The sequence below is a fragment of the Paenibacillus sp. P2(2022) genome (assembly GCF_029522175.1).
In the GTDB taxonomy this organism is placed as follows: Bacteria; Bacillota; Bacilli; order Paenibacillales; family Paenibacillaceae; genus Paenibacillus; species Paenibacillus polymyxa.
Window position 1 is genome coordinate 471179 of sequence record NZ_JAKWFI010000003.1, and the last position, 23146, is coordinate 494324.

Genomic DNA, 23146 nt, shown 5'->3' on the forward strand with positions numbered 1-23146 from the left:
CACTATTTCCGGATTTATTTTCATAATGTTCGGGATCTACACAATACAACAAAAAACTACATTTTTTCTTCAGTATCCTTCTTTATAATGGTCTCTCCCATACGATTGGATACTTTTTGGTAAATATACGAAATGGCCAGCAATACAACCCCAAAGGAGAAATAGGCTACAATCGTACTTCCCGACGTTAATAGGTGTAGATCGTACAATAGCAGCTTACCTGTAGCTAGCAGAGTCAAGCCCAACCCAAATCGGCGGATGTAGACCACTCGCTTGAGGAAGCCGTATACAATATACAAAATGGCCAACAGGAGATACACCAGACTGAACACAAGACCTGCGTCTCCCAGATGGAACTGAACTCCGAGAAAGGCGGTAATGATGCCCAACAAATATACACCCATAATGACCGGATATAGCTCATTACTTCTATAATGTCGCGTCATCAGTGCGTTTAGGAAGTCCTTGCTGCTGAAGAATACCAGTACATTAAAGGCTGCCAGTACAATTAACGCCACATAATCAGCAGCCGTATTCTGCGCATAATCCTCATGCAAGGTTGGAATCGCTACGGTTACCACCAATGCCAGCGCGTAGCCTATGACGTACAATGCCAAGCTATAATATTTAATCACCCGATCGTACAACAGCTTCACTTTAGGCAGGAAATAAGCTAACACCAGGGATACGCAGGTGAACAACAATACCTTGTACAAGGTGTAATGTGCAAACTCATCGGATACGACGATGTTATACCAATGCCCAGCTTCGTACAAAAGATAGAGGTACACGTTCACCAAAGCTACATACTTAAATCCTTGCATGATATGCATTTCGTACAAACGATTGTTTTTGAAAGCATTCGGACGACTATATTCAATCGCATAGAAGACAGTAACGATCAACATTCCCAGTGTAATGAGCGTATATTTGAGCCCAAAATAATCTGTCTCAAAGCCTGACAACAGATATATAGGGAAATCAATGAAAAAGAATGCGCCCAGACACAATCCTAGAATGCCCCATCCTGCACGCTCCAATTCTTTCAAGCGATAGCGATGTCCATACAATGTAAGAAGCACAGCCTCGATTAACCAGCCCATGGACAACCATCTGACTCCAAACTGGAACGGAATCATGAGAATGGCAAAGGTCAATGATGTCGTATAAAACAGTATTTTGGTTTGTTTCTCCTCTGGAATATATCGCCGAACCCATTGGCCCAAGCCCCCATACACCAAGCAAAAGACGAGTGCCAGTAATCCTTTGTAATCATCCAGACCTGCATCGCTGAACAGAGAATACAGAACGGAACAGCTCACAACTGTATTCAGAGCCAACAAGGAGAAATCCAGCCATGATAGTTTAGTTTTGAGTCGGAACGGCACCCACAGTGTCATCCCGAGATACATCGCAAATGTAATGATTGCATATAGCATGCTGGCTATATTGCTTTCTGATAACCACGCGAGTACAACCATTAATGGGGTATTGAGCAGAAAGCTGATATATTGCACGATGACCCACCGTTTGCGGAAGGATACAAGCAGGATCAGCAGGTTCAGCAGGAATAGATAGCCCATCGCGATATACACGGCGTTTCCTTCCAGCCCGTTTGCTGCCATATAGGAAAACAACGGGAGATATCCCCCTACTAAACCGAAGGAACATATCGTTCGAGACTCATATCTAAATGACAACAGCACAGCGGTCACCGTAACTAGAACGGACAAGCCTATGCCTGTATACATTCCTATGATTTCTAGCAAAAAGTAGCTATAAAATATGGACCCGTACAGTACAGAAATACCGCCGCCCAAAATACCGAGCGCAAAGGTCTGCTTCTGCTTGCGATACAACCACTCGCCGCCGCCCAGCATCAGCGCTCCTAGCAAAAAGAACGCAACGCCCTTCATATTCCCTGTAAACCAGTTTGAGTATGAGTATTTAAAAGCGGCTCCCACACCCAAGATAATGAGCAAAATCCCCAGCTTGTTAATCCAGTTCAATCCCAGCATCATTTCAAACTGATTCTGCTTCATGCGCTTCTGCATCGTTTCTTCGCTGATCTCTTCTTCCCCGAGCTGATGAAGCTCGTTTTCCGTCTGATGAAGCAATTTGCGCTCTGCTTCCTGAAACCGCCTGCGTTGCTCCATGATCCGGTCACGAATCTCCTCCGAGAACAGTCTCAGTCTAGCGACGATCTCATCCTGATCCTCTTTAAGCTCATGAGTGGTTTGCTGAATAAGCTGGTCCACCCGGTTTTTAGCCCCATATTCAATGGAAGTCAGCCGGTTTTCCCCTTCTGCGGTTCTGGAAGCAAAATAGGTCTCCAGCTTTTCCCGCGAAATGCGAATCATATTCGCCTTTTCACTCAACATCTGCTCCGTCAGCGCAGTACGCAGCTTTCCATTTTCCTGCTCAATATGTCGTACCCGCTCTTCCAAGTGAATGCAGCGAGCCTGATAATCCTCGAACTTTTTTCGCAGAACCTCGTTTTCCAAAATGATATCTGAAGCCTCGTAATCTGCGATTAATGTTTGATACTCCTTGAGCAGCTTGTTCTGTTCTTGGCGGATCGTATGTAAACGATCTTTAAAATCCTCCATGTTCCCCTCCATCGCTGTCGTTTTGGTAATCATTACATTTTACATGAAATTAAAATAGCATTATAGAGACTATAGCCCATTTTGAACGCTGAATTAAGGCTATTACTTAAATATTCTTCCAGTTTCATTATCACAGATGAAGTAGAATGGAAATACATAAGAAATAAAGCCTACCTTTCCCCTTCGCAAACATGAAATCGAAATTGAAAGGAGAAATATACATGTATTCAGTAAGTGGTACTATAGCTTTGATCGCAAGCATGTCCATGTTTTGGATTTTATACGTTCTAAGAGTCAGCCATTCTGTAGGTTACAATGATGCTTTTCACTTGTTTCCACTTATCTTAATCGCATTGTGTATTTATTTTTATTGGAAAGATCATGTTGAAAAAAGGAAGTAATCCAGTGTACTGACTCATGCCCTTGATTAACCTGCCAAAAATTCGTATACTTACAAAAAAGCAAACGACATTGTGCCTGTGAAGAGCATCCAACTCGGAGGCGTTTACGCCAAGGATTATACGTTAGTGTACGATATGGCGATATGTTCCTAAGTAGACCGGACCCGCCCGTTAAAGCGGAGCAAAGTGGATTGGAGAGTATGACTTCTGTCATGCTGTCCGGTCAATTTGGGTGGCACCGCGAGATCAAAGCGCTCCTCGTCCCATGTGGATGAGGGCGCTTTTTGTATTTTTATCCGAAAAGGAGTGCGGTGTCATGTTAGATATCAAGTGGATTAGAGAGCATCAAGAGCAGGTTCAGAGAGCGGCAGACGACAAAAGAATACAAGTATCGGTCGCAGAGCTGTTAACCCTGGATGATCGGAGAAAGCAGCTGCTTCGGGAAGTGGAGCAGCTTCGCCAGATGCGTAATCAGTGTAGTCAGGATATTGGGGCGCTAATTCAGGCCGGGAAAAATGAACAGGCGGATGAGGCTAAGCGGCAGGTCAAAGAAATTAACGGACGGCTAGATCTTCTGGAAGCCCCGCAACAGGAACTAGAGCAACAGTTTCAACAGCTCTTGCTTCTAATGCCTAATATCGTATCCCCGGATACGCCGCGAGGCCAGTCGGATCAAGATAATATAGAACTGGAACGGGTCGGAACGATACCTGACTTTGGATTTGAACCCAAGGATCATATGATGCTCGGCCAGCTTCACAACCTGATCGATGTGCCTCGCGGTGTCAAAACAGCCGGTACCCGTAACTATTATCTGACGGGAGCTGGGGTCGCGTTGCACCGGGCTGTACAGCAGCTTGCTGTTGATCTGCTGAGCGAACGAGGATTTCAGCTGCTGGACGTACCATTAATGGTACGCTCTGAGGCAATGCGCAGCACTGGCTTTTTCCCGCTTGGACTGGATCAGACGTACCGTATCGCTGGAGAAGATCAATGGCTTGTAGGCACCTCGGAAGTTCCGCTGGTCTCGTATTACAGCGGTGAGATTATGGACGTTACAGACCCGATTCGGCTGGCGGCGGTATCCGTATGCTTCCGCAACGAGGTTGGCTCGGCCGGAAGGGACGTGCACGGACTGTATCGTGTGCACCAGTTTGCCAAGGTGGAGCAGGTCATCATCTGCGAAGCGAGTCTGGAAGCTTCAGAGCAGATGTTTCAGGAGATTACGCGCAATGCGGAAGATCTGCTTCAACTGCTGGAGCTCCCCTACCGTAAGATGGCTGTCTGTACAGGCGACATGTCGCAAAAAACCTACAAGCAGGTGGACATTGAGACATGGATGCCTAGCAGACAGGCTTACGGCGAAACACACTCGTCGTCCCAGTTGCTTGATTTTCAGGCGCGTCGTTCCAACATCCGGTACCGTAATGCGGACGGCAAGCTACAATATTGTTACACACTTAACAATACAGCGGTCGCTTCGCCTCGGATCTTGATCCCGTTGCTAGAGCATCACCAACAGGAGGACGGTTCGATCCGCATTCCAGAAGCTTTACGCCAGTATATGCCGCAGCATATAGAATTTTTGCGTCCTCCCATGTCATGAAAATATGGGCACACTTTGAAGAAGCGTAGAGCCAATGAGTAGGATTTCCTCATAGTCATAAACACAAAAAAGACGAAGGACAACCATCCTTCGCCTTTTTTTAATGTCTCACTGCGCTTCTGCTTCCCATGCACTAGCAGGGCCAAAAAATTCATAGTGGATATCCGATGCAGGGATATTCCACTCTTTCAACTGGCCGTATACCGATTGCATGAATCCCACAGGGCCACAAAAATAATACTGAGCGTTACGTTCCGGTATCACGGATTGCAGCCAGGCCAGATCCAGATGTCCTTCCTTATGAAAGGCCTGAGCTAGACGATCCTGCTCGGTTGGTCTGCTGTAGCACCACCGAACAGCCGCCTGTGCATGTGTGGCGACTAGTTCTTCCACCTCATTACGCAGAGCATGGTTATCTCCGCTGACTGCTGCGTGGACAAAAGTGACGGGCCGATTCGGAGCAGTTTCCACCAGGGAAGCCAGCATGCTGACCATCGGGGTGAGCCCGACTCCACCACTGATTAATACAACAGGTCTGCGATCTGTCCGATCCAGGGTAAAGTCACCCGCCGGTGCAGATACCAATAGTACATCGCCCTCCTGCACGTGCTCATGCAGATACACAGATACCTTGCCCGCTGGACGAGACCCTACAGCATCCTCTCGTTTTACGGATATCCGGTAGTAAGGTTTTCCTGGTGCACTAGAAAGGCTATATTGACGGATATGAGTATTATGTTCACCCGGAATCTCCATCTTCAAGCTGATATATTGCCCAGGCTCGAATGCAGGCAGCACCTGTCCATCCTGCGGCACCAGGTAAAAGGACGTAATTCGCTCGCTTTCCTTAACCTTTTTCTGTACAACAAAGTTCTTAAAGTCTGACCAACCTCCCTGCTGCTGTTCAGCCTCCTTGTACATTTCAGCTTCCACATCTATAAATACATTCGCAATCACACCATAGGCTTCGGCCCATGCATTAATGATCTCATCCGTTGCTGCATCCCCCAGCACGTCTTTGATCGCAGCTAGCAGATATTTTCCGACGATCGGATAATGCTCTGGCTTAATCCCCAAACTACGATGCTTATGTGCAATCTGGCGTACCACCGGAAGAATTTCCTCCAGACGGTCAATGTGCTGTGCGGCCGCATATACAGCATTGGCCAGCGCCCCCTGTTGACGTCCTTGCTTCTGATTCGCATGATTAAATATATTGAGAAGCTCGGGATGGGCCTCAAACATCATCTGATAAAAACGCTTGGTGATTGTAGTTCCGTGTACCTCCAAAACAGGTACAGTCGATTTGATCGTTGCAATGGTTTGCTCACTTAGCATTGTTGTATCCCTCTTTTCTCCAAAATAATGATGAACAAAAGGCGTTACAACATAGCTCCCTTTTGTTAACCTTCAATTAAAGCAAGTATACCCACATAAAGTAACCGTTTATGTGATTCCAGTCACTTTAAATTTGAAATAATGTGAACGTGTCAATGACAAAACGCACAATTATATACATTCCTGGTGTAGATAATAGGACATCCACAAGTAGGCAAAGAGACGCTTCTTTTAACTCAGCCGACCAACATTCCCATTTTCATTCAGTACCGATTCCAATTTATGATTCTAAAGACTTCAATTTATTCCACTTGTAAACGCTTCCAATTAAGATAAAATCAAAGGTGAGGTGCCGGACAAGCCCTTCTGGCCCATCCTATCCGTGTTAAAGGAGGCAGATGATATCGTGAAGTGGATCAACAACAGCAAATGGTTAGCCCCATGGATTTGTATTATAATCGCAGTGGTCGGTGCAGGCCTTCAACCTGATGCAGTACATGCCAATACAACAGGCGTTACGCAAGCAACCTATGGGAGCGAGATGAACCCATCGCTGAATGGTTTGGACGCCGCTAATGCAGAACTGTCCTTGAGTGCAACAGCAAGCACAGCCATTACGAATGGAACGGATTGGAAGGACACCGCAGGAAACCCGATTCAGGCGAACAGCGGCAATATCCTAAAAGTAGGTTCCACTTATTATTGGTACGGCGAGCACGCTGAGAACTGGAAATTTGAAAAAGTGAACGTATATACCTCAACCGATCTGAAAAATTGGTCTTTCCGCAGTAGTATTCTCACCAAAGATTCCGCCCCTGAGTTGAATTCAAGCAAAATTGAGCGGCCTAAAGTCATTTACAACAAATCTACCGGAAAATATGTACTATGGGCACACTATGAAAATGGCACAGACTACTCACTCGGTCGCGTAGCTGTTGCTACCAGCGATACGCCTGACGGGAATTTCACCTATCAAGGCAGCTTCCGCCCGCTGAATTATGAGTCCCGTGATATGACGGTGTTTACGGATACCGACGGTAGCGGTTACCTCATTACAGCTTCACGTAAAAATGGCGGCGCCAACGATACGATGGCGATCTTCAAGCTGACAGCCGATTATACAGGCGTGCAGTCATTCGTTGGCTGGATTTTTGAAAATGGTTATCGTGAAGCGCCTGCTGTTGTGAAAAAGAACAACACCTACTACCTGTTCACCTCGCAGGCATCCGGCTGGTATCCGAATCAGGGTGCTTATGCAACCGCCAGCTCCATGACTGGAAGCTGGTCTGCTTTGTCGCCTTTCGGTGATCCGGCGGCTTACGGCTCGCAAATCCATTCCATCGCCACAATTACAGGCAGCGCAGGAACCAGCTACATCTATATGGGCGACCGCTGGAACCCGCTCAATCTGAGCGATCACAAATTCATCTGGTTGCCATTGACCCTGAATGACTCCAATAAAACGGCTACTCTAAACTGGTACAGTAGCTGGGATATGGATGCTGCTACAGGCACAGTCATCCTGCCATCCCTTGTGAATCACGCGCAAGGCAAAACAGCTACTGCCAGTTCAGCCGCATCTGCTTCCCCGGCTTCACTGGCGAACGATGGCAATCCCCAAACCTCATGGAAGGCTACATCTGCATCCTGGCCTGCTTGGTGGCAGGTGGATTTGGGCAGTACCAAGACGATTAACGAAGTGGATATTTCATGGTTTATGTACAAAGGATCTGAGGCATATTACAAGTATAAGATCGAATATAGTACGGATGGCGTTCATTATTCCACCATTGACCGTACGAGCAATACTGCATACGGCTTTACCAGTGACAAAGTTAATTTTCAAGCCCGTTACGTAAGAATTAATCTTGTAAATGCAGTGCTATTTAATAATCCGAACAACTGGTATACTCCGACGGTGCATGAAGTGAGATTGCTTGGCAATTAATTTGCTTCATTAAAAAGAACATGGCAGGAGAGTGCCCACATCAGTTAGGCCTTCTTCTGCCATGCTTGTGCTTTACCATCCGTTTCTTACTCACTGGCTCAACGCATCCGATTCACTGTGGTGAACACAAATTTATCATACCGATGGCGCGAGAATGAGTATTCAAATGGTATCCCCGTATCCAGATAACCCACTTGCTCAATTTCCAAGATTGGGTCATCTGCTGCACAATCCAGATGCTCCCGATCCAGTTCCGTCGACTTGGATGCCCGGATGGTACGATGTGAACCGACAATATTAAGGCCCAGCTCCTCCTTAATATGTTTGTACACCGAGCCATACAACACTTCCTCGGTAATACCGCTAATCAGCTTCGTTGGCATGTACGTGCGCTCGATAACATAGGGTTCGCCCTCCACAACACGCAGACGGATCACATGATATACAGGAGAATTGACGTCAATAAACAGATGAGTCGCTACTTCCTCGGATGGAAATTGAACGTCAAAGGCTATGATTTTACTTTTGATTTCTTTCCCGCGCAGTACGTTGGTCAGCCCCAGCATTTCATTTACAACGACATTAACCGGGCCATTGTAGACCGATTTAACGATAAAGGTTCCGTGTCCTCTTTTACGATTCAGCAGTCCGTCCATCACCAATGTGTCCAATGCCCTCTTAATCGTCATTCGACTTACACGAAACTCTTTTGCCAATGAGATCTCATCAGGGATGGGATCATCACTGCAGTAGGTCTTATTCATAATACGCTCTTTGACCTCTTGTGCAATCCGCTCGTATTTGTTCATCTGTCTACCACCTGTACTAAAAATTGTTTTATGTCAGCATTTTACCAAAATATCGGTAGCGCTGGTTTTTCTGTTCTGCAGGCGGGACGTTAAGGTATGACGGTATAGTAAGTATACCGAACATTATACTTTCTCACCAGCGGTATACAGCACAGCTTCCTTTCAGCAATGAAGAAAAAAAGGCGGTCCAAAGGACCACCCCCCACCTTACCTTAGAATCCGTTATTTTCGATCACTTGTTTGAACCAGTACCCACTCTGCTTAACGGATCTTTTACCCTCGTTCTGAAGATCCACGGATACAAAGCCGTAACGATTCTTATATGCGTTCGTCCAGGACCAGTTGTCCATAAACGTCCATAAGTGATAGCCTTTCACATTGGACCCTTCTGAGATAGCTCGTTGGACCCATTTGAGATGCTCACGGATAAAATCAATACGATAATCATCGCAGATCATACCCTGCTCATCTCTGAATTTTTCTTCACCTTGTACGCCCATTCCGTTTTCTGAAATGAAGCATTCAATGTTGCCGTAATTTTCTCTGACATTGGTCAGAATGTCGTAAATGCCCTTCTCATAAATCTCCCAGCCTCGCATCTCATTCATCTTACGACCAGGCATGGCATAATAATCGAAGAATCGTTCCGGCACAAAAGGTGCGTCTGGATTTGGGAGACTTTCGCGAGCCTTGACTCTGCGCGGCTGATAATAGTTAATCCCCAGCAGGTCTACAGTACCCTGGCGTATAATTTCCCGATCTCCATCTTCCATGCTCGGTACAAATCCCTCTTGGCGTAACAGCTCCACAAGCAAAGGGTTAAATTCTCCCGTCACAGATGGGTCTAAAAAGGAACGGTTAAAGAACGCGTCGCATATTTCAGCAGCCTGCACGTCTGCCGGATGCTGACTACGCGGATAGCTCGGCGTCAGGTTCAAAATAATACCGATTTTGCCCTTATAGCCGCCTTCTCTGTAAGCCTTAATGGCACTGGCGCTCGATAACAGGGTATGATATCCCACCTGTACAGCTTTACCGAAATCCACTTCATTGGGATAGTGGAAATCGTATAGATAGCCGCCTTCCACCGGGACAATTGGCTCGTTATGCGTAAACCATTTGGCTACACGATCCCCGAACAACTCAAAGCAAGTGTTCGCGTAATCCACGTAAGCTTCGACCGTCTCGCGGTTTACCCAGCCTCCTTTTTCCTGTAAAGCCATCGGCAAATCAAAATGATACAGATTCACAAACGGCTCAATGCCCACCTGGTGCAACTCTTCAATGACGGAATTATAAAATTGAACCGCCTGCTGGTTTATTTCACCTTTCCCTGCCGGAAACAGGCGTGACCAGGAGATAGAGAACCGGAAAGAGTTGTGGCCAAGCTCTTTCATGAGTGCAATATCTTCTTTATAACGGGTATAGAAACGGGATGTATCAGCAGGACCGACCCCGTCATAGAAACGGTTCGGCTCCTGCTCAAACCAATAATCCCAAATGTTCGGTCCTTTGCCGTCTCCCTCCACAGTTCCTTCTGTCTGGGTAGCCGAAGCTGAGGAACCCCACCAGAAGTCAGTCGGAAAACGGTATTGAATGGCTTGCTGCTCTATATCTTTCATTTCGGTATGATTCACAGCTCTACTCCTCTCTCTTTTGCAAAGAACAAGTCCACTACACTAGCAGCTCATTCATGTTACATTCCAACAGTTTGATCCTTACCTGCAACGGCTGCTTGTTTAAGCTCCTCTTCCTGCTCCTTACGAACGTTCATCCGATCAATAATTTTCAGGAACGGGAACCAGATGACAAAGACGACAGCCATATTAAACAACTGCAGTATGCCTCCCATTAGAGAACCCGTAGCCATCATTCCACTAAAGAACAACGGCATCGTCCAAGGAACCTGTATCCCGTTGGGCGGCGGTACAATCCCCGTAGTCATGGCAAAGTAAGTAATCAGCGTAACGATCATTGGAGAAATGACCCACGGAACAAAAATAAGCGGATTCATCACAATCGGCAGACCGAATATGACGGGTTCGTTGACATTAAACAGACCTGGTCCAAGGGCCAGCTTACTGACCTGCTTCAATTGCTTACTCTTCAGGAAGATCAGAATCGAAAGCACGACAGCCAATGTCATACCTGTACCACCGATACCTACTGTATAAATATCCACAAACTGCTTGGTGATAATATGCGGCAGTTCCGCTCCTTTGGAGTACGCTTCATAGTTTTCAAGTGCCAGTGTATTCCAGATTGGGTCCATAACTGAGTTGATAATAATCTGACCATGAAGCCCAAAGAACCATAAAAGCTGAACAAAGAAAATAGCAATTAATGTAGGTATAATACCACTGCCCAAATGCACCAGCGGTGCCTGTACGGCATGATAAATCAGATCATGCAGGTTATTGTGAAGGGTCAGTGTAACTACAACATTAATGATCAAAAATATGCCCAATGTGATACATGCCGGAAGCAAAGCGGCAAACGATTTGGCAACGGCTGGCGGAACACCTGGAGGCATTTTAATGACAAAATTTCGCTGTGTCACCCTCCGGTATATCTCAGCCGCGATAAAGGCGACGATCATACCAAGGAACATGCCTTTGGCACCAATCCGGTCCACCGGAATGACACCAGCAATCGTGGCACCGCTTTCTTGTGTCAGTACAAAAGGGGTGAGCATTAAGAAACTGGCCAACGCGATCATACCGCCGAATATGGGCTCGACCTTATAACTTCGAGATAGATAATAACCAATCCCGACGATGACAAATAAGGTCATAATATTCAGTGTGGCATTAGGCGCAATGTTCAGCAGACTGCTAAAAGTCGCATAATTGCCGTCGCCCATCCACCCTTTTAGAAACGGCAGATTAATAATAACTACAATAATGGAGCCAAAAACTGTTAATGGAAATGACAGCATGAATGCATCACGCAGTACAGTAAGATAGCGGTTGTTGTTCAGTTTACCGGCAATAGGTATCAGTATCCGGCTTAATTTTTCAAACAAAGCCTATTCCTCCCCGCGAAGTGACTTGCATCAATAGGGTTGCAAGCATTTCATGTCCCAAAATTCACAAATTTACAGGTCCAGCTATAAACTTCTGGATTTGAACAGCTCCAGCAGCTCTTGAACCAAATCCTTCATGGTAGCCGTGGACATCAAATGATCCTCGGCATGCATTAGAAGGAGCGAGAAGGGAGTTTGGGTTCCTCCCGCTTCCTTCTTAACCATTTGAAAATGGATATCATGCGCGGCACGTAAATCCTGCTTGGCTTGTTTGAGCAAATCGTCCGCACCTTCTACATTTTCATTTCTGTATTCAGTCAGCGCCTGAATCACTTTGCTGCGAGCGCTTCCACTATGCAAAATAAGTTGGAAACTAATTTGTTCTTCCGTCAGATCAGCTATATTAACTTTATCCATTTTTACGTTCCACCAGTTTCACAGCCTGTTCGTAGGCTTTCTTACCGTCAACCATTCCGTAGGCCATCATGTCAATCACTTCTACATGAATACCATATTGGGCTGCTTCCTTTTCCAGCTGTCCTTTAAGAAAACTCATTTGCGGGCCGATCAATACAGCGTCAGCCTTAGCCATGTCCTCTGCGGCTTGATCTTGACCTACTGCCCAAATTTCAGCCTCGTCTCCAATGGACTTAGCATAATCCTGCATCTTAGTAACCAGCAAACTTGTAGACATACCTGAGCTGCACGCCAGTAAAATTTTCTTCATGATTGTTCCTTCCCTTCAAGGTCTGATTGGATGATAACTACTAGAAAACGTTTACAGCGTAATTATAAATCCGCTTTTTGAATTTGTCTATACATTTAACATATATGTATAGACTTTTTTTAAAATGACACATTTTCTTCTTTTTTTTTTGAAAGTGAACTGATCCCTCATCTTTAATCTCTCAATAATAATCGATTTTCACTATAAGAGATTCTGCCAATGATATGTTATTCGATTCTGTAAATTGTTAACATGAGCTACGGAATAGGCTTGATAGCCCCTCCGTAGCCAAAGAATAGCTGAGGTCAGAAGAGATGAGTAGAGACGAGATGAACAAGCATCCTACATGAAAGTAGAGCTTTCACGCACTGAAAATTAGAAAAATTTTGAATATCAAGAAACATTCCTACATTTTTATCGTCTATATTATGGAAGGCCCTACGTATGAGGGCAGGATTCTTTGAAGCCCGAAGTTAAAAATCAACTCACAAAGGAGCTTATGCATGTTGAAAAAGTTAGGATTAGCTGCATTAATTTTGATTACTGGCATCTCTGTTATTGGAACAGGCTGGGCCGCACCCAGCATAACAACCATTGAAGTCTCTAAAACTGCTGTAGATTACAACATTGCTCGTCCTTCAAGCGATGGTGCTTTTCATGATGGCTTATTGGCTGCTGAAACATCTGCCGGAAACCTTGTGTATTACAATACCAAGGGACAAAAGGCTTTCTCTCTTCCCGCCGAGCTTAAACCTGTTGGTGATTTTCAAGAGCAGCGGGCTGTAGTCAAAAATACAAAAACCAATCTCTTTGGGTACATTAATACGAAAGGGACACTGGTCATTCCTTGCCAATACACCGAAGCCAATGTCTTTTCCGAAGGCAAGGCCAAGGTCACCATAGCAGACACCAAAGAAAATGCAATTATAGATCGAACGGGAAAAATCCTTTCTCATTTTAAAGAACATGTGGATTCAGAATATGTATTTACAGAAGGGCTGGCCCTTGCCTATGCCCCTAACACTGGGAAGATTGGTTTTGTGAATGCTTCCGGTAAGCTAGCGATTCCTTATCAACACAAATACAGCCGTAGTTTCTCGGATGGCTTGGCTATTGTTCAAAATAGCAAGGGACTATACGGTTATATCAATACGGCAGGAAAAGAAGTCATTCCACCTCAATACAAATCTGGCGGAGACTTCTCGGAAGGATTGGCTCCAGTACAAAATGCCAAGGGTAAATGGGGATTCATCAATAAACAGGGAAAAGTCGTGATTCCCTTTAAATTTACGGATGCACAGGATTTTAGCGAGGGCTTGGCCAGTGTGAAAAATGCGAAAAATGAGGTTGGGTTTATTGATAAAACCGGAACATTGGTCATTAAATATCAACAAAAATATGACGTTACATCTCCATTCAAGGAAGGCATTGCTTTAGTTGGTAAACAAGCAAACTCATCTGTCTCGAACGGAAAATTCGGTTACATCAATCGCCAAGGGCAACTGCTGACCAAGCTTGAATACAGATCGGAATCTTCTTCCTTCTCTAATGGTTATGCTGTTGCTTTTGTCAAGCCAGGCAAAGCCTTCATTGTTTCTAAACATTCTGCTTCAAAATAAAAAAATAACCCTGGAGGCAGATCGAATGGATCTGCTTCCAGGGTTATTTTGACTGCTAATATCTCAAAACCACTTAGTCGTGTGTATAGAATTTTACGCCAGGCAGATCAGCTGCCACCCAAGAGTAATTAATAGTATTACTGTTGTAATTTTTGGTTCCCGCCTGAGCGATCTGTACTTCCTTCAAGATCGTGATCGATGAACCCTTTGGTCTGACGACGACGACATGACCATGTCCGTCCGCTTTTTTGATCCCGATGGTTGGGTACCCGAGGTTTGCTCTTTTTTGAGCATCCTGAAAAGTTACGGAGTACCAGCCCGGCGTGTTGTTACCCAGTAAAGCATCAGCCATTTGATTGGCTAAGCCACTTGGCAAGGAAGCCGACATCGCAGCCATCACGTCTTGTGCAAAAATATTACATTTTGTTCCACCTACTGGCGAATACTTTTTGTTCGTTTCTACCTTAAAACCGTCGATTACAGATGCGTATGTGCTTGCACTTCTAGCCATTGAAAATTCCCCCTGAATATAAGTTGTAGAGGAAATGACGGAGTCGCTTGAACATCTGAATGGCTCCACATTCGATTGATATTAGCTTCAATTCCCTCTCAACTATTAGGGTGATTTCCGGCTTACTTTAACAACGCAATACCACAGAAAATGAACTATATTTTTTTAATTTCAATCGAAACCAGAGACTTTGCTCAAAATCAACTTAACAGCAGCCATAATGTGACCCTTATTGTTTAGTCATCACTTAGCTGAAGGCTTTCTTCACTGATTACAGTTGGAACGATAAGCTCAGGAGTAGTCGCAGGCTTAGCTGGTGTAAAATAGTCTGCAACCCCCACCATTATAGCAATGCCAATAAATAGCACGATCCAATTACGATTCTTTTGCATCATCTATACCTCTCATTCTTCACTGCGCCCATTCAACCACTTGAACCAGTGGAGCAAATGACTGAATCGGTATTCATGCTGGGAAGCATACGTCCATACCTCCGGCTCTTCACCAGGTTCCTTCCAGACGAGCATGGAAAAGTGACCTTCTTTCTCGCTTGCGACCGACAGCAGCGAAAGACGATCATCCCCGAATCGGTAAGGGGCCGATTCCACCCAGTAATTTCGCATATCGCTGATCCAGCTGCGAAAATGCTGTGTACCTGCGATCCGGAGCACTTCATCAGGAAGGAGCAGATGCTCATGGATGTCCTTCCAATCCCCTGCATATTGGTACCGCATTGCCAACATTGGACTGAGCGGTCTCACTTTCCCTAGAGCCAACGTAGGCATACAGGTGACGGGAACGACCGGGCCAATACGCTGGATAGCATAAGCATGGGCTTCCTCCTTACTCATTCCGTAGGATATAGCCTCCACGAGGAAATCGTTCCGTCTTACACCAAACTGATGCTGGTAGTGTGACATTTCATCCCGTAGCTCTAGTACCATACCTTGTAACGTATCTGTTCCGATCATTCCCAAACACCTCTCATTCCAAAATATAGGCGTGCAATTCCTGTTGCGCTCGATACTTAGCCCAATTGAATTCGGGCCAACTCGATTCTTCTCTCGTCATGCTCATCAAGCGGGCTTGTAAAAACTCATCCAGCGCTCCGTGTTCCTTACGGCTAAAATCAATCAGTAGTGGAATCGCGTCCGCTGATAGCTCACTCAAATATTCCTTGTCTATCACCGATGTTGTACGATACCGTTCGAGATTATTTTCAGCTATCCGTACATCAATACCCACATAATTCACGACGACATAGGCGATTAGAGCGAGTACAATATAATATTTCGCCAGCGGAAGCTGGCGGACATGAATACGCACGGCCGCAACGAGCAGCAGCAAGCCTAGAAAAATCATAAATGCGTGTACCAGATAACGGATATACGTATATCCGTATGCTTCTTCGTACATAACCAGCCGGGTATATCCCGAGTACAGCATCACACCCGAACAACCGACGAGTATGTACAGCAGGCCGCTGTTCAATGTTTGCACTATACCTGAGCCGAATTCAGTCCATTTCAATACACTGATCATCAGCACAAAATTGATACCTGTTACCATAACCAGCTCCCCGAATCCTCTTCTCGCATATTCAGCATACGAGGTTCCTTCTGGCAAAGCACCTTCCCATGCACCAAACAGATATCCGAACTGCAGCACGACGAACACAACATACACCAGGTTCATGACAATCAGCACTGTAGCGGTAATAACAGGATCAAACTTGATTGCGACCGGCTCGTGGTAAGGTACTGCTGCTGCTGACTGAGCCTCTCTTTCCGTATTCCGCGGAGCAGGCTGTACGAATCCCCACAAGTAACAGAAAAAACAGAAGGTAAAAAAGCAGGCCCAGATCAGCCGCGGCAAACCACTCCCAAAGGTCAATGTGCCAATCCATGCGGGTATGCCAGATAACAACTCTTCGAACACCCCATCTGCGGAAGCCAGCAGAGATATAATAATGAGTAGCAACGGCAAGGCAATAAGTAGACCGATTATCACTTTACCCAATACACGCTTACGCTCATCCTTTACATTCCGAAAGGCTGCCGTCTTAAACATTCGAAACGGAGTCACGATATGGCGAAAATTTTGATAAAACCAATGGCTTAGCGCCTGACCGATAATACCGATTTCTGACCAGCCATGCCTTTTTTCCCCGAACAGCAACACCATATGTACGCTAATCAGAGCAGATATAGCCAGGGCATTTAACACATAGAAGATCGGGTTATCGAACAGCACATATGTCAGTGCCAGCATCATAATGACCACAAACAGCAGACGTCCTATCCATGTAATGGGCTGGCAACGATCTCGATTAAAGGAATACATATACACGTAAAATACAATAACGAAAATAGGCATAGACACGCCCAGCCCATGTTCGAAGAACAGATATTGATGGACCAGCGCCAACACAATGGCGCCGGCAAAGGCGGACAACAACGACGCTTTCGGCAAAGACGATCCATTCACCTTGTCATGCATGGTAAATACCTCCACAACTATGCTTTATAACCCTTATTGTAGATGATAAAATAAGAAGATAAAGAGAAATTAATCAAAATAAAATTTCCTATTTTATAAAAGCAGTTGCGCTTTTACTCAAGCATAGGGGAAACGGAGCATTCCTGAATGAAACTTCACGCCCAATTTTTACGGCTTCACTCCCACGCAGCTGACGACAGGGACGAGAACCATACCATAGAGACTACGCTGGATGAGCTGGCGGCTATTTTTGACTGCACCCACCGCAATGCCTTGATGATCATTCAGAAAATGGAACAGCACGATTGGATACAATGGACTCCTCGCCGAGGCAGAGGCCGCCGCTCCAGTCTGCGCTTCCTTATTCAGCCGGAAGACATTGCTGTGCAATCCATGATGCAAGCCATAGACCGCCATGATATCAAACGCGCACTGGATGAAATCCGAGTTCATTCACGCTCCTCCACCATGCAGGAGCATTTACAGGGCTGGCTGCTGAATTATTTCGGGCATCACGCGGAGGTGCGCAGTGATCAGCAGCAGATCGACACGCTGCGTCTGCCCATTCGCCAGCAGCTCTATACGCTGGACCCGTTGTACTTGAACTGGCTCGCCGAGTCCTTCGTATCCAGTCATGTCTTTGACGGGCTGGCCCGCCGGGCGAACGAGAGCGGTGAGATTTTGCCGGGACTGGCGCACGCTTGGGAGGTGGACACTACTCGTACGCAGTGGACCTTTTTCCTGCGTAAAGAAGTGCTGTTTCATAACGGCAAAATACTGACCGCGGAAGACGTCGTCTATACCTTTGAGCGACTGAGTCGGGCGCCGGGAAGGAGACTTTACCATTTTATCGTCCGGCAAATTCAGCACGTTCAAGCGTTGAGTCCGACGATGGTACGCTTTGTACTAAAGGAGCCGAACGAGCTGTTTTTATCCTTCCTGTGTACCAGCCGGGCTGCCATTGTACCGCGTGAGCTTAATCAGGTGGGTGAAGCCGCCTTTGGCATTCGTCCTATCGGTACGGGGGCTTTCAAGGTCACGGAAATGAACGAAAGCTTGTGCTTACTTGAGGCTTTTGCGCCTTATTTTCAGGGTCGTGCTCATCTAGATCGGGTGGAAATCGTTCAACTCCCGTGGGCGACTAAGCTGGAATCGCCGGATATGGAAGATACCGCTTCTTCTTTTCACATTATCCATAATCCTATACTGGCAAGAGACACGGATACCGCATGGAGCCAGATTCACTCGGCGGCTTCGGTACGCAAATTTATCACATGTAACACACACAAGGATGGACCGCTGCGCAACCCGGAAATACGTGCTCGGATTGTAGCATGTCTGGATCATCGTCCCCTTCCTTCAGCAGTGGATTCATCTAACGCTAACGATTCATGCGAACCACTGGCGGCGTTACAAATTGCCACCATTCCCGAGTATAGAGCGGATGCAGAACGGGTCGCAGCTCAGCTCGAATCCTGTGGATATACGTGTAACATTGTGGCCGCATCCATGAATGAATTCAAAAGTTCATCTATTCGTATGGAGTCAGACTTAATCATCTTTTCTCTGTTTCGTGACCGTGATGAGCAATTGCGTCTGTTTGATCTGTATCTCAATGTATCCGGGCATGTGGAGCCGCATAGCCGTGTGGATATCGAAAGACTGCTGCGCGAAATTGCACGGGAAGCCGATCATACCGTTAGAGCACAGCAATTTGAACATATCGAAACTCGGCTCATGGATGAGCACCAGCTGCATATTTTATATGAAAAGCCCGTTCAGACGGCCTATCTTCCTACTGTTCGCGGCGTATCCTTTAACAGCCAAGGTTGGGTGGATCTTCGTCATGTCTGGTTTCCGCCTGCCCAACCTCCAACTCCTCACACTTGACGGCAAGGACGCTCCTTCAACCTTCAAATGCACTTGCAAATAAAAAAGGTATCCTCTTCATAAGAGAATACCTTTTTTAATGTTATCTAGACCCTCTAAGCCGATGGTTCAGGAGATGACAATGCCCATCCCCCCAGCCCATGACTGTGGACATCGCTAGGGTCTTCTATAGGAGGGGTGACGGGTGGAAAATTCAATAGGATAAAAACATTAAATGCGAGCAGAGAAAAAACGATCTTTTTTATCATAGATGTACTCTACCTCTCCAAGTAAGTTTTTATATTCCTCTTTGTCCTCAGAAGTGGCAGTATGCCGATACTTTTCAAATAGTCCTACACACTTGATGGTGACAGGATTACCATTCAGCACGACAGAATAGGAAAGGCTCTCAAGCAGGAATTTCATACCTTTGGAATAACGATGTTTGTTGAGATCGTAACAAGCCATCTCTGCCAAAAATCGTGCATAGAGATCTGCTGACATTTGCTCGGTATAGGTGCCTACCTTGGCATGCTGATCTGCAAATGCCACAATTTGTTTTTCAAAGTGCTGCAGTACATGATCTACATTAAAATCATAACGGTTGGCCGCTACCATTATCTTATGTAACCCCACCAGAATTTCGCCCTCATTTTTTTCCAAATAATTCACATACTGTGGAATCACATCCAGGCTACCGGACATCAACTGATACAAATACCTGTTGGCCTCAGCCCAGTTGCTACAAAGGGCCTTCAAATGCCGAGCTTCCTCCGTGTCCTCTTGCACCCAGCTCAAATCAGAGTATAGGGATACATATTCCAGTGCCTTCTGATAATCCCCGCGCTCATCCCACACCCCGGCACGGAGTACGTAAGAGTATACAATATACATAAACAAAGGGCCCTTAGGTTCCTTGCCACGCTCTGATTTTCTGGTATTTCCGTATTTTTGCTCGTATTGTACTTTGGCTTTTTGAGCCATTTTTTCAGCAAACCATTCTACTTTATCCCAACGCCGCAAGGAGGCATACGTATTAGCCAAATCTCTTAAGGCATCCAGTTGGTCTGCCTCACCCAATCGCTCTACAAAGCTTTCAAAATGTGTGGCTGCCCATAAATTTTCATCCTGATCATCGCCAACGGTAATCGTAAATAAACGGTATTGGCAGAGCGCCAGCCGCTCCGAATGTTGATACTTCTCACTTTCCGCGACATTTTTATAAATAATGGCCGCAGCCTCCAACCTACCTTCGCTGAATAATTCTTCCGCTGTCTCAAACAAAGCCGGGGCGTATATGAGATAGTCCATGATAAACTCCACGACTTGCTTAATACAATCGAGTTTGTTCAGCTCTGCACAGCGATGCAAAAAGGGCCGAACCCGTCGCCAATTCGGTGCCGTATTCCGTATAAATTCATCAATGTATAGCTCATAGAGGCTTCCTTCTTCAAGCCCCATACCTGCAGCAATCCGATCCAGCAGCAGCATCGCAATTGGCCGGTTACCGTTGATAATGGCACTGATTGTTCCTGCATTAATACCTGTGTTCTCCCCAAACTTACTAATCGTAATTCCTTCTCGTCTGATGTACTGCTCCAGCTCTGCGCGAATAGTGGTTGTTTCCTTCAAATCAGGCACCCCCAGGGATAACTTGCATGATTTCAATACAAAAAAAGAAAATTCCCGTGAATATTCCCTTAATTATACAAAAGAAAGCCCACTTAGCCAACTGCATAAGTACATTTATATCAAAAAATTCAATAATTCTCCGAATTGCCGTATACTACAGGAGGCGAGCTGAACAGCTACAACCAATCGGTCGCAGGAAAGGATACGACAAATGGACAACACTCCAACTATAGAACAACAAATTGCACAATGGATGGTCGCGCAAATCCGTGAAGTGGGCACTCTGAAACAAGAAGATGCCATTGCATATGTACGCTCTGAATACGGAGAGCAGTATGTGTTTATAAGCGAGCATGGTCATGTATCTTTGGAAAAAGAAATCAAAAAGGCATTTCGCAAACTACATGGTGGCCGAATCGCCTGGGATCGCGATGCATTCCTCTGGGCCTGGACTTAACAAGCAAAAGCATCTGCTATAGGCAGATGTTTTTTTGATGATTTAACCGTATATCCTCTGGAGTCGGCTAATTTCCTCCTTCACAAACTGTCGGAGTATTGCAGGCTCCACGATTTCAACCCGGCCGATCCAATCCATCGCATCGCGGCAGGCCGCTTCATAGCTATACATGTTGACGGTTAGAATGAAGTGATTGCCTTCCTGTACAGACTGGATGATTTCCATCCTTTTCGCTAGTATTCCAGCTTGCTTCTTAGTCGCTCGGACCAGAACAGGATAGTATTCTTTCTCTCTACAAAGCTGCTTAAACGCGCTTTCTTGCTTCATCCAATGATGTTCCAGCGAGAAATCCCCAGGAACCTCAAAGACTTCGGCAGACGGCTGAATTTCCATAATTCGCTCACACTTAAAAGTCCGAATCTCCTGCCCGACTTCACAAAAGGCTATAAGATACCAATCTCCTTTTTTCACCACCAGTCCATAGGGATGTACATGGCGAGAAGTGCAAGAGCCGTCAGCTTTCTCATATTGTATAGTTATTTTATAGGACCCCCATACTGCCGCTCTCACGGCTTCCAGACAAGGAATCGCTATACGTTCCGTCCACCACGGTGTATCATCAAAATAAAACCGAGCTTTGGCTTTTTGAATATCGGATTGATAGGGGGCCGGCATCGTCTGTTCCAGTTTGAGCAAAGTATTCTTTAACTTCAAACCCGATTCCGTGGACCCGCCCGTATAAATGCCCATCCCCGTTAAATACAACTGAATGACATCCCCGCCATTCAACTGCTTCAGGTTTGCCGTATAACCCTCCATTAAATAAATTCCGCCCTTCGGACCGGATGCGGTAACAATCGGAACTCCGGCTTCAGCCAGAAGGTCGATATCCCTGTAAATGGAGCGTACAGAGGTTTCCAGTGCCAACGCCAATTCCCTGGCCTTCATTCTCCCTCTAGATTCGATACATAATAAAATCGCGATTAAACGATGCAGTCTCACAATCATACCTCCACAATAGATGGTTAACCCGAAATGAAAAGATGATGCAAAGATTGTTGACACCCTGTTGGCAGCAATAGGTGTGTATCATAGAAGTAAGGGGGTGTAATGGATGATGAATATTGGAATTTTGGGGACGGGATTCGGCGCGTATCATGCCTCGCTGTTAAACAACCATCCCAAGGTAAACAGACTCATTGTATTTGGAAGGAACGAAACCAAGCTGCAAAAATTGAAAGAGGAGCTAAACGTAGAAGTCACACAAAATATAGAGGATATTCTGCTGGATCCGGACGTGGATATCGTCGATCTATGCCTGCCCTCCCACCTGCATAGGTCACATGCCATTGATGCGCTAAAGCACGGGAAGCATGTATTTTGTGAAACACCGGTTTGCTTTCATCTCGAAGACGCTCTTCTTATGCAACAAGCTGAGAAGCAATATGGCAAAAAAATTCTGGTTAACCAGTTCATTAAGTTTGATCCTGCCTATACCTATCTGTACGAGGCTTATCGCCAACAAAAATACGGAAAACTCATTTCCTTGTCCTTAAAAAGAGAAACCCCTCCCCTGTGGGGAGACCTTGGACTAAGTTCCATCCCTACGCAGTTCATGATTCATGAACTGGATCTATTCACCTGGCTATGGGGTCCATGTGATCCATATACAGTGTGGGGTACAGAGGTAGTCCATCCCGAACAGGCACAAGTTCGGGCTTATTTTCAGCATCGGGATACATTCACAGAAGTCATCGCTTCTTCCCATATGCCGAAAAGCTATCCTTTCACGGTGGCCTATGAAGCTTATTTTGAAAAAGCCAAGCTGGTATTTCATGAGAGTGACGAAAACGATCCCATACCCACCGCATTATTTGAGTATACCGCATCAGGACAGCAAAAAATCAACCTCGAATCCGCCAATCCATACGAAAAAAGTTGGGATCATGCACTTGATTGCTTTGGCGGACATGCGGAATGTCTGATTCCATTGGAGTCGGCCGTACAAGCACTGGAAATGGCCATTGAGATTAAAAACAGACTGGAGCAAGCTCGGCGTTAGCCGATAGTTAGCCCGTACCTTCGGAAATCAGCTT

At 45.8% G+C, this 23146-nt stretch carries 19 protein-coding genes; 6 read left to right on the forward strand and 13 right to left on the reverse strand.

The genetic code is table 11. From position 1 onward, the window contains the following. Window positions 1-56 precede the first annotated feature (56 nt). Window positions 57-2609, reverse strand: coding sequence for a DUF2339 domain-containing protein (locus tag MMB75_RS13865; RefSeq protein ID WP_277508061.1), 2553 nt, complete (start codon window positions 2607-2609; stop codon window positions 57-59). Window positions 2610-3326: 717 nt separating this feature from the next. Between MMB75_RS13865 and serS the strand changes: the two genes are divergently transcribed. Further along, a complete protein-coding gene (gene serS / locus MMB75_RS13870) occupies window positions 3327-4616 on the forward strand; it encodes a serine--tRNA ligase (RefSeq protein WP_019688976.1) in 1290 nt (429 codons plus the stop codon). A 108-nt stretch (window positions 4617-4724) separates the two neighbouring features. On the opposite strand, the gene hmpA is transcribed toward serS, so the two are convergent. Further along, window positions 4725-5954 carry an NO-inducible flavohemoprotein gene (gene hmpA / locus MMB75_RS13875; RefSeq protein ID WP_019688977.1) on the reverse strand — a complete coding sequence of 410 codons (1230 nt, stop codon included), beginning with the start codon at window positions 5952-5954 and terminating at the stop codon, window positions 4725-4727. Window positions 5955-6360: 406 nt separating this feature from the next. Between hmpA and MMB75_RS13880 the strand changes: the two genes are divergently transcribed. Further along, the gene (locus MMB75_RS13880) at window positions 6361-7902 is read left to right on the forward strand and encodes a family 43 glycosylhydrolase (RefSeq protein ID WP_019688978.1); all 1542 of its coding nucleotides are present in this window, start codon (window positions 6361-6363) and stop codon (window positions 7900-7902) included. Window positions 7903-8000: 98 nt separating this feature from the next. Here the strand turns inward: MMB75_RS13880 and MMB75_RS13885 are convergent, their stop codons facing one another. The 5 genes from MMB75_RS13885 to MMB75_RS13905 form a co-directional block, all read right to left on the reverse strand. Then, on the reverse strand, window positions 8001-8711 hold the full coding sequence (locus MMB75_RS13885; protein ID WP_016822631.1) for a GntR family transcriptional regulator: 711 nt from the start codon (window positions 8709-8711) through the stop codon (window positions 8001-8003). A 212-nt stretch (window positions 8712-8923) separates the two neighbouring features. Continuing rightward, window positions 8924-10333, reverse strand: coding sequence for a glycoside hydrolase family 1 protein (locus MMB75_RS13890; protein WP_026065363.1), 1410 nt, complete (start codon window positions 10331-10333; stop codon window positions 8924-8926). 74 nt (window positions 10334-10407) lie between these two features. Continuing rightward, window positions 10408-11736 carry a PTS cellobiose transporter subunit IIC gene (celB, locus tag MMB75_RS13895; protein WP_016822629.1) on the reverse strand — a complete coding sequence of 443 codons (1329 nt, stop codon included), beginning with the start codon at window positions 11734-11736 and terminating at the stop codon, window positions 10408-10410. An 84-nt stretch (window positions 11737-11820) separates the two neighbouring features. Next, window positions 11821-12153 carry a PTS sugar transporter subunit IIA gene (locus tag MMB75_RS13900; RefSeq protein ID WP_016822628.1) on the reverse strand — a complete coding sequence of 111 codons (333 nt, stop codon included), beginning with the start codon at window positions 12151-12153 and terminating at the stop codon, window positions 11821-11823. Beyond that, window positions 12146-12463 (reverse strand): PTS sugar transporter subunit IIB, encoded by a 318-nt coding sequence (locus tag MMB75_RS13905; protein ID WP_013312603.1) that lies wholly within the window; start codon window positions 12461-12463, stop codon window positions 12146-12148. Before MMB75_RS13905 ends, MMB75_RS13900 begins: the two co-directional genes overlap by 8 nt. A gap of 503 nt (window positions 12464-12966) precedes the next feature. On the opposite strand from MMB75_RS13905, the gene MMB75_RS13910 reads away from it, so the two are divergent. Beyond that, entirely contained in the window at window positions 12967-14082 is a 1116-nt protein-coding gene (locus MMB75_RS13910; RefSeq protein WP_016822627.1) for a WG repeat-containing protein, read from the forward strand. A gap of 73 nt (window positions 14083-14155) precedes the next feature. Here MMB75_RS13910 and MMB75_RS13915 read toward each other — a convergent pair whose 3' ends face one another. From MMB75_RS13915 to MMB75_RS13930, 4 genes are all read right to left on the reverse strand, one after another. Beyond that, the gene (locus tag MMB75_RS13915) at window positions 14156-14593 is read right to left on the reverse strand and encodes a hypothetical protein (protein ID WP_016822626.1); all 438 of its coding nucleotides are present in this window, start codon (window positions 14591-14593) and stop codon (window positions 14156-14158) included. A gap of 236 nt (window positions 14594-14829) precedes the next feature. After that, window positions 14830-14988, reverse strand: a complete 159-nt coding sequence (locus MMB75_RS13920) for a hypothetical protein (RefSeq protein ID WP_154654554.1) — start codon at window positions 14986-14988, stop codon at window positions 14830-14832. Window positions 14989-14997: 9 nt separating this feature from the next. Next, complete coding sequence (locus MMB75_RS13925) at window positions 14998-15564, reverse strand: hypothetical protein (RefSeq protein WP_016822624.1); 567 nt, start codon at window positions 15562-15564, stop codon at window positions 14998-15000. Between the two features lie 13 nt (window positions 15565-15577). Next, complete coding sequence (locus MMB75_RS13930) at window positions 15578-17092, reverse strand: DUF4153 domain-containing protein (protein WP_016822623.1); 1515 nt, start codon at window positions 17090-17092, stop codon at window positions 15578-15580. Window positions 17093-17239: 147 nt separating this feature from the next. Between MMB75_RS13930 and MMB75_RS13935 the strand changes: the two genes are divergently transcribed. After that, complete coding sequence (locus tag MMB75_RS13935) at window positions 17240-18982, forward strand: ABC transporter substrate-binding protein (protein ID WP_025366168.1); 1743 nt, start codon at window positions 17240-17242, stop codon at window positions 18980-18982. A gap of 210 nt (window positions 18983-19192) precedes the next feature. Here MMB75_RS13935 and MMB75_RS13940 read toward each other — a convergent pair whose 3' ends face one another. Then, window positions 19193-20593: a helix-turn-helix domain-containing protein gene (locus tag MMB75_RS13940; RefSeq protein ID WP_045244738.1), complete on the reverse strand. Its 1401-nt coding sequence runs from the start codon at window positions 20591-20593 to the stop codon at window positions 19193-19195. 211 nt (window positions 20594-20804) lie between these two features. On the opposite strand from MMB75_RS13940, the gene MMB75_RS13945 reads away from it, so the two are divergent. Then, entirely contained in the window at window positions 20805-21050 is a 246-nt protein-coding gene (locus MMB75_RS13945) for a DUF6953 family protein (protein WP_013373729.1), read from the forward strand. A gap of 42 nt (window positions 21051-21092) precedes the next feature. Here MMB75_RS13945 and MMB75_RS13950 read toward each other — a convergent pair whose 3' ends face one another. After that, window positions 21093-22052, reverse strand: coding sequence for a helix-turn-helix transcriptional regulator (locus tag MMB75_RS13950; protein WP_031462479.1), 960 nt, complete (start codon window positions 22050-22052; stop codon window positions 21093-21095). A gap of 112 nt (window positions 22053-22164) precedes the next feature. Here MMB75_RS13950 and MMB75_RS13955 point away from each other — a divergent pair, with 112 nt between their 5' ends. Continuing rightward, on the forward strand, window positions 22165-23112 hold the full coding sequence (locus MMB75_RS13955; RefSeq protein ID WP_045244740.1) for a Gfo/Idh/MocA family protein: 948 nt from the start codon (window positions 22165-22167) through the stop codon (window positions 23110-23112). Window positions 23113-23146: the final 34 nt, after the last annotated feature.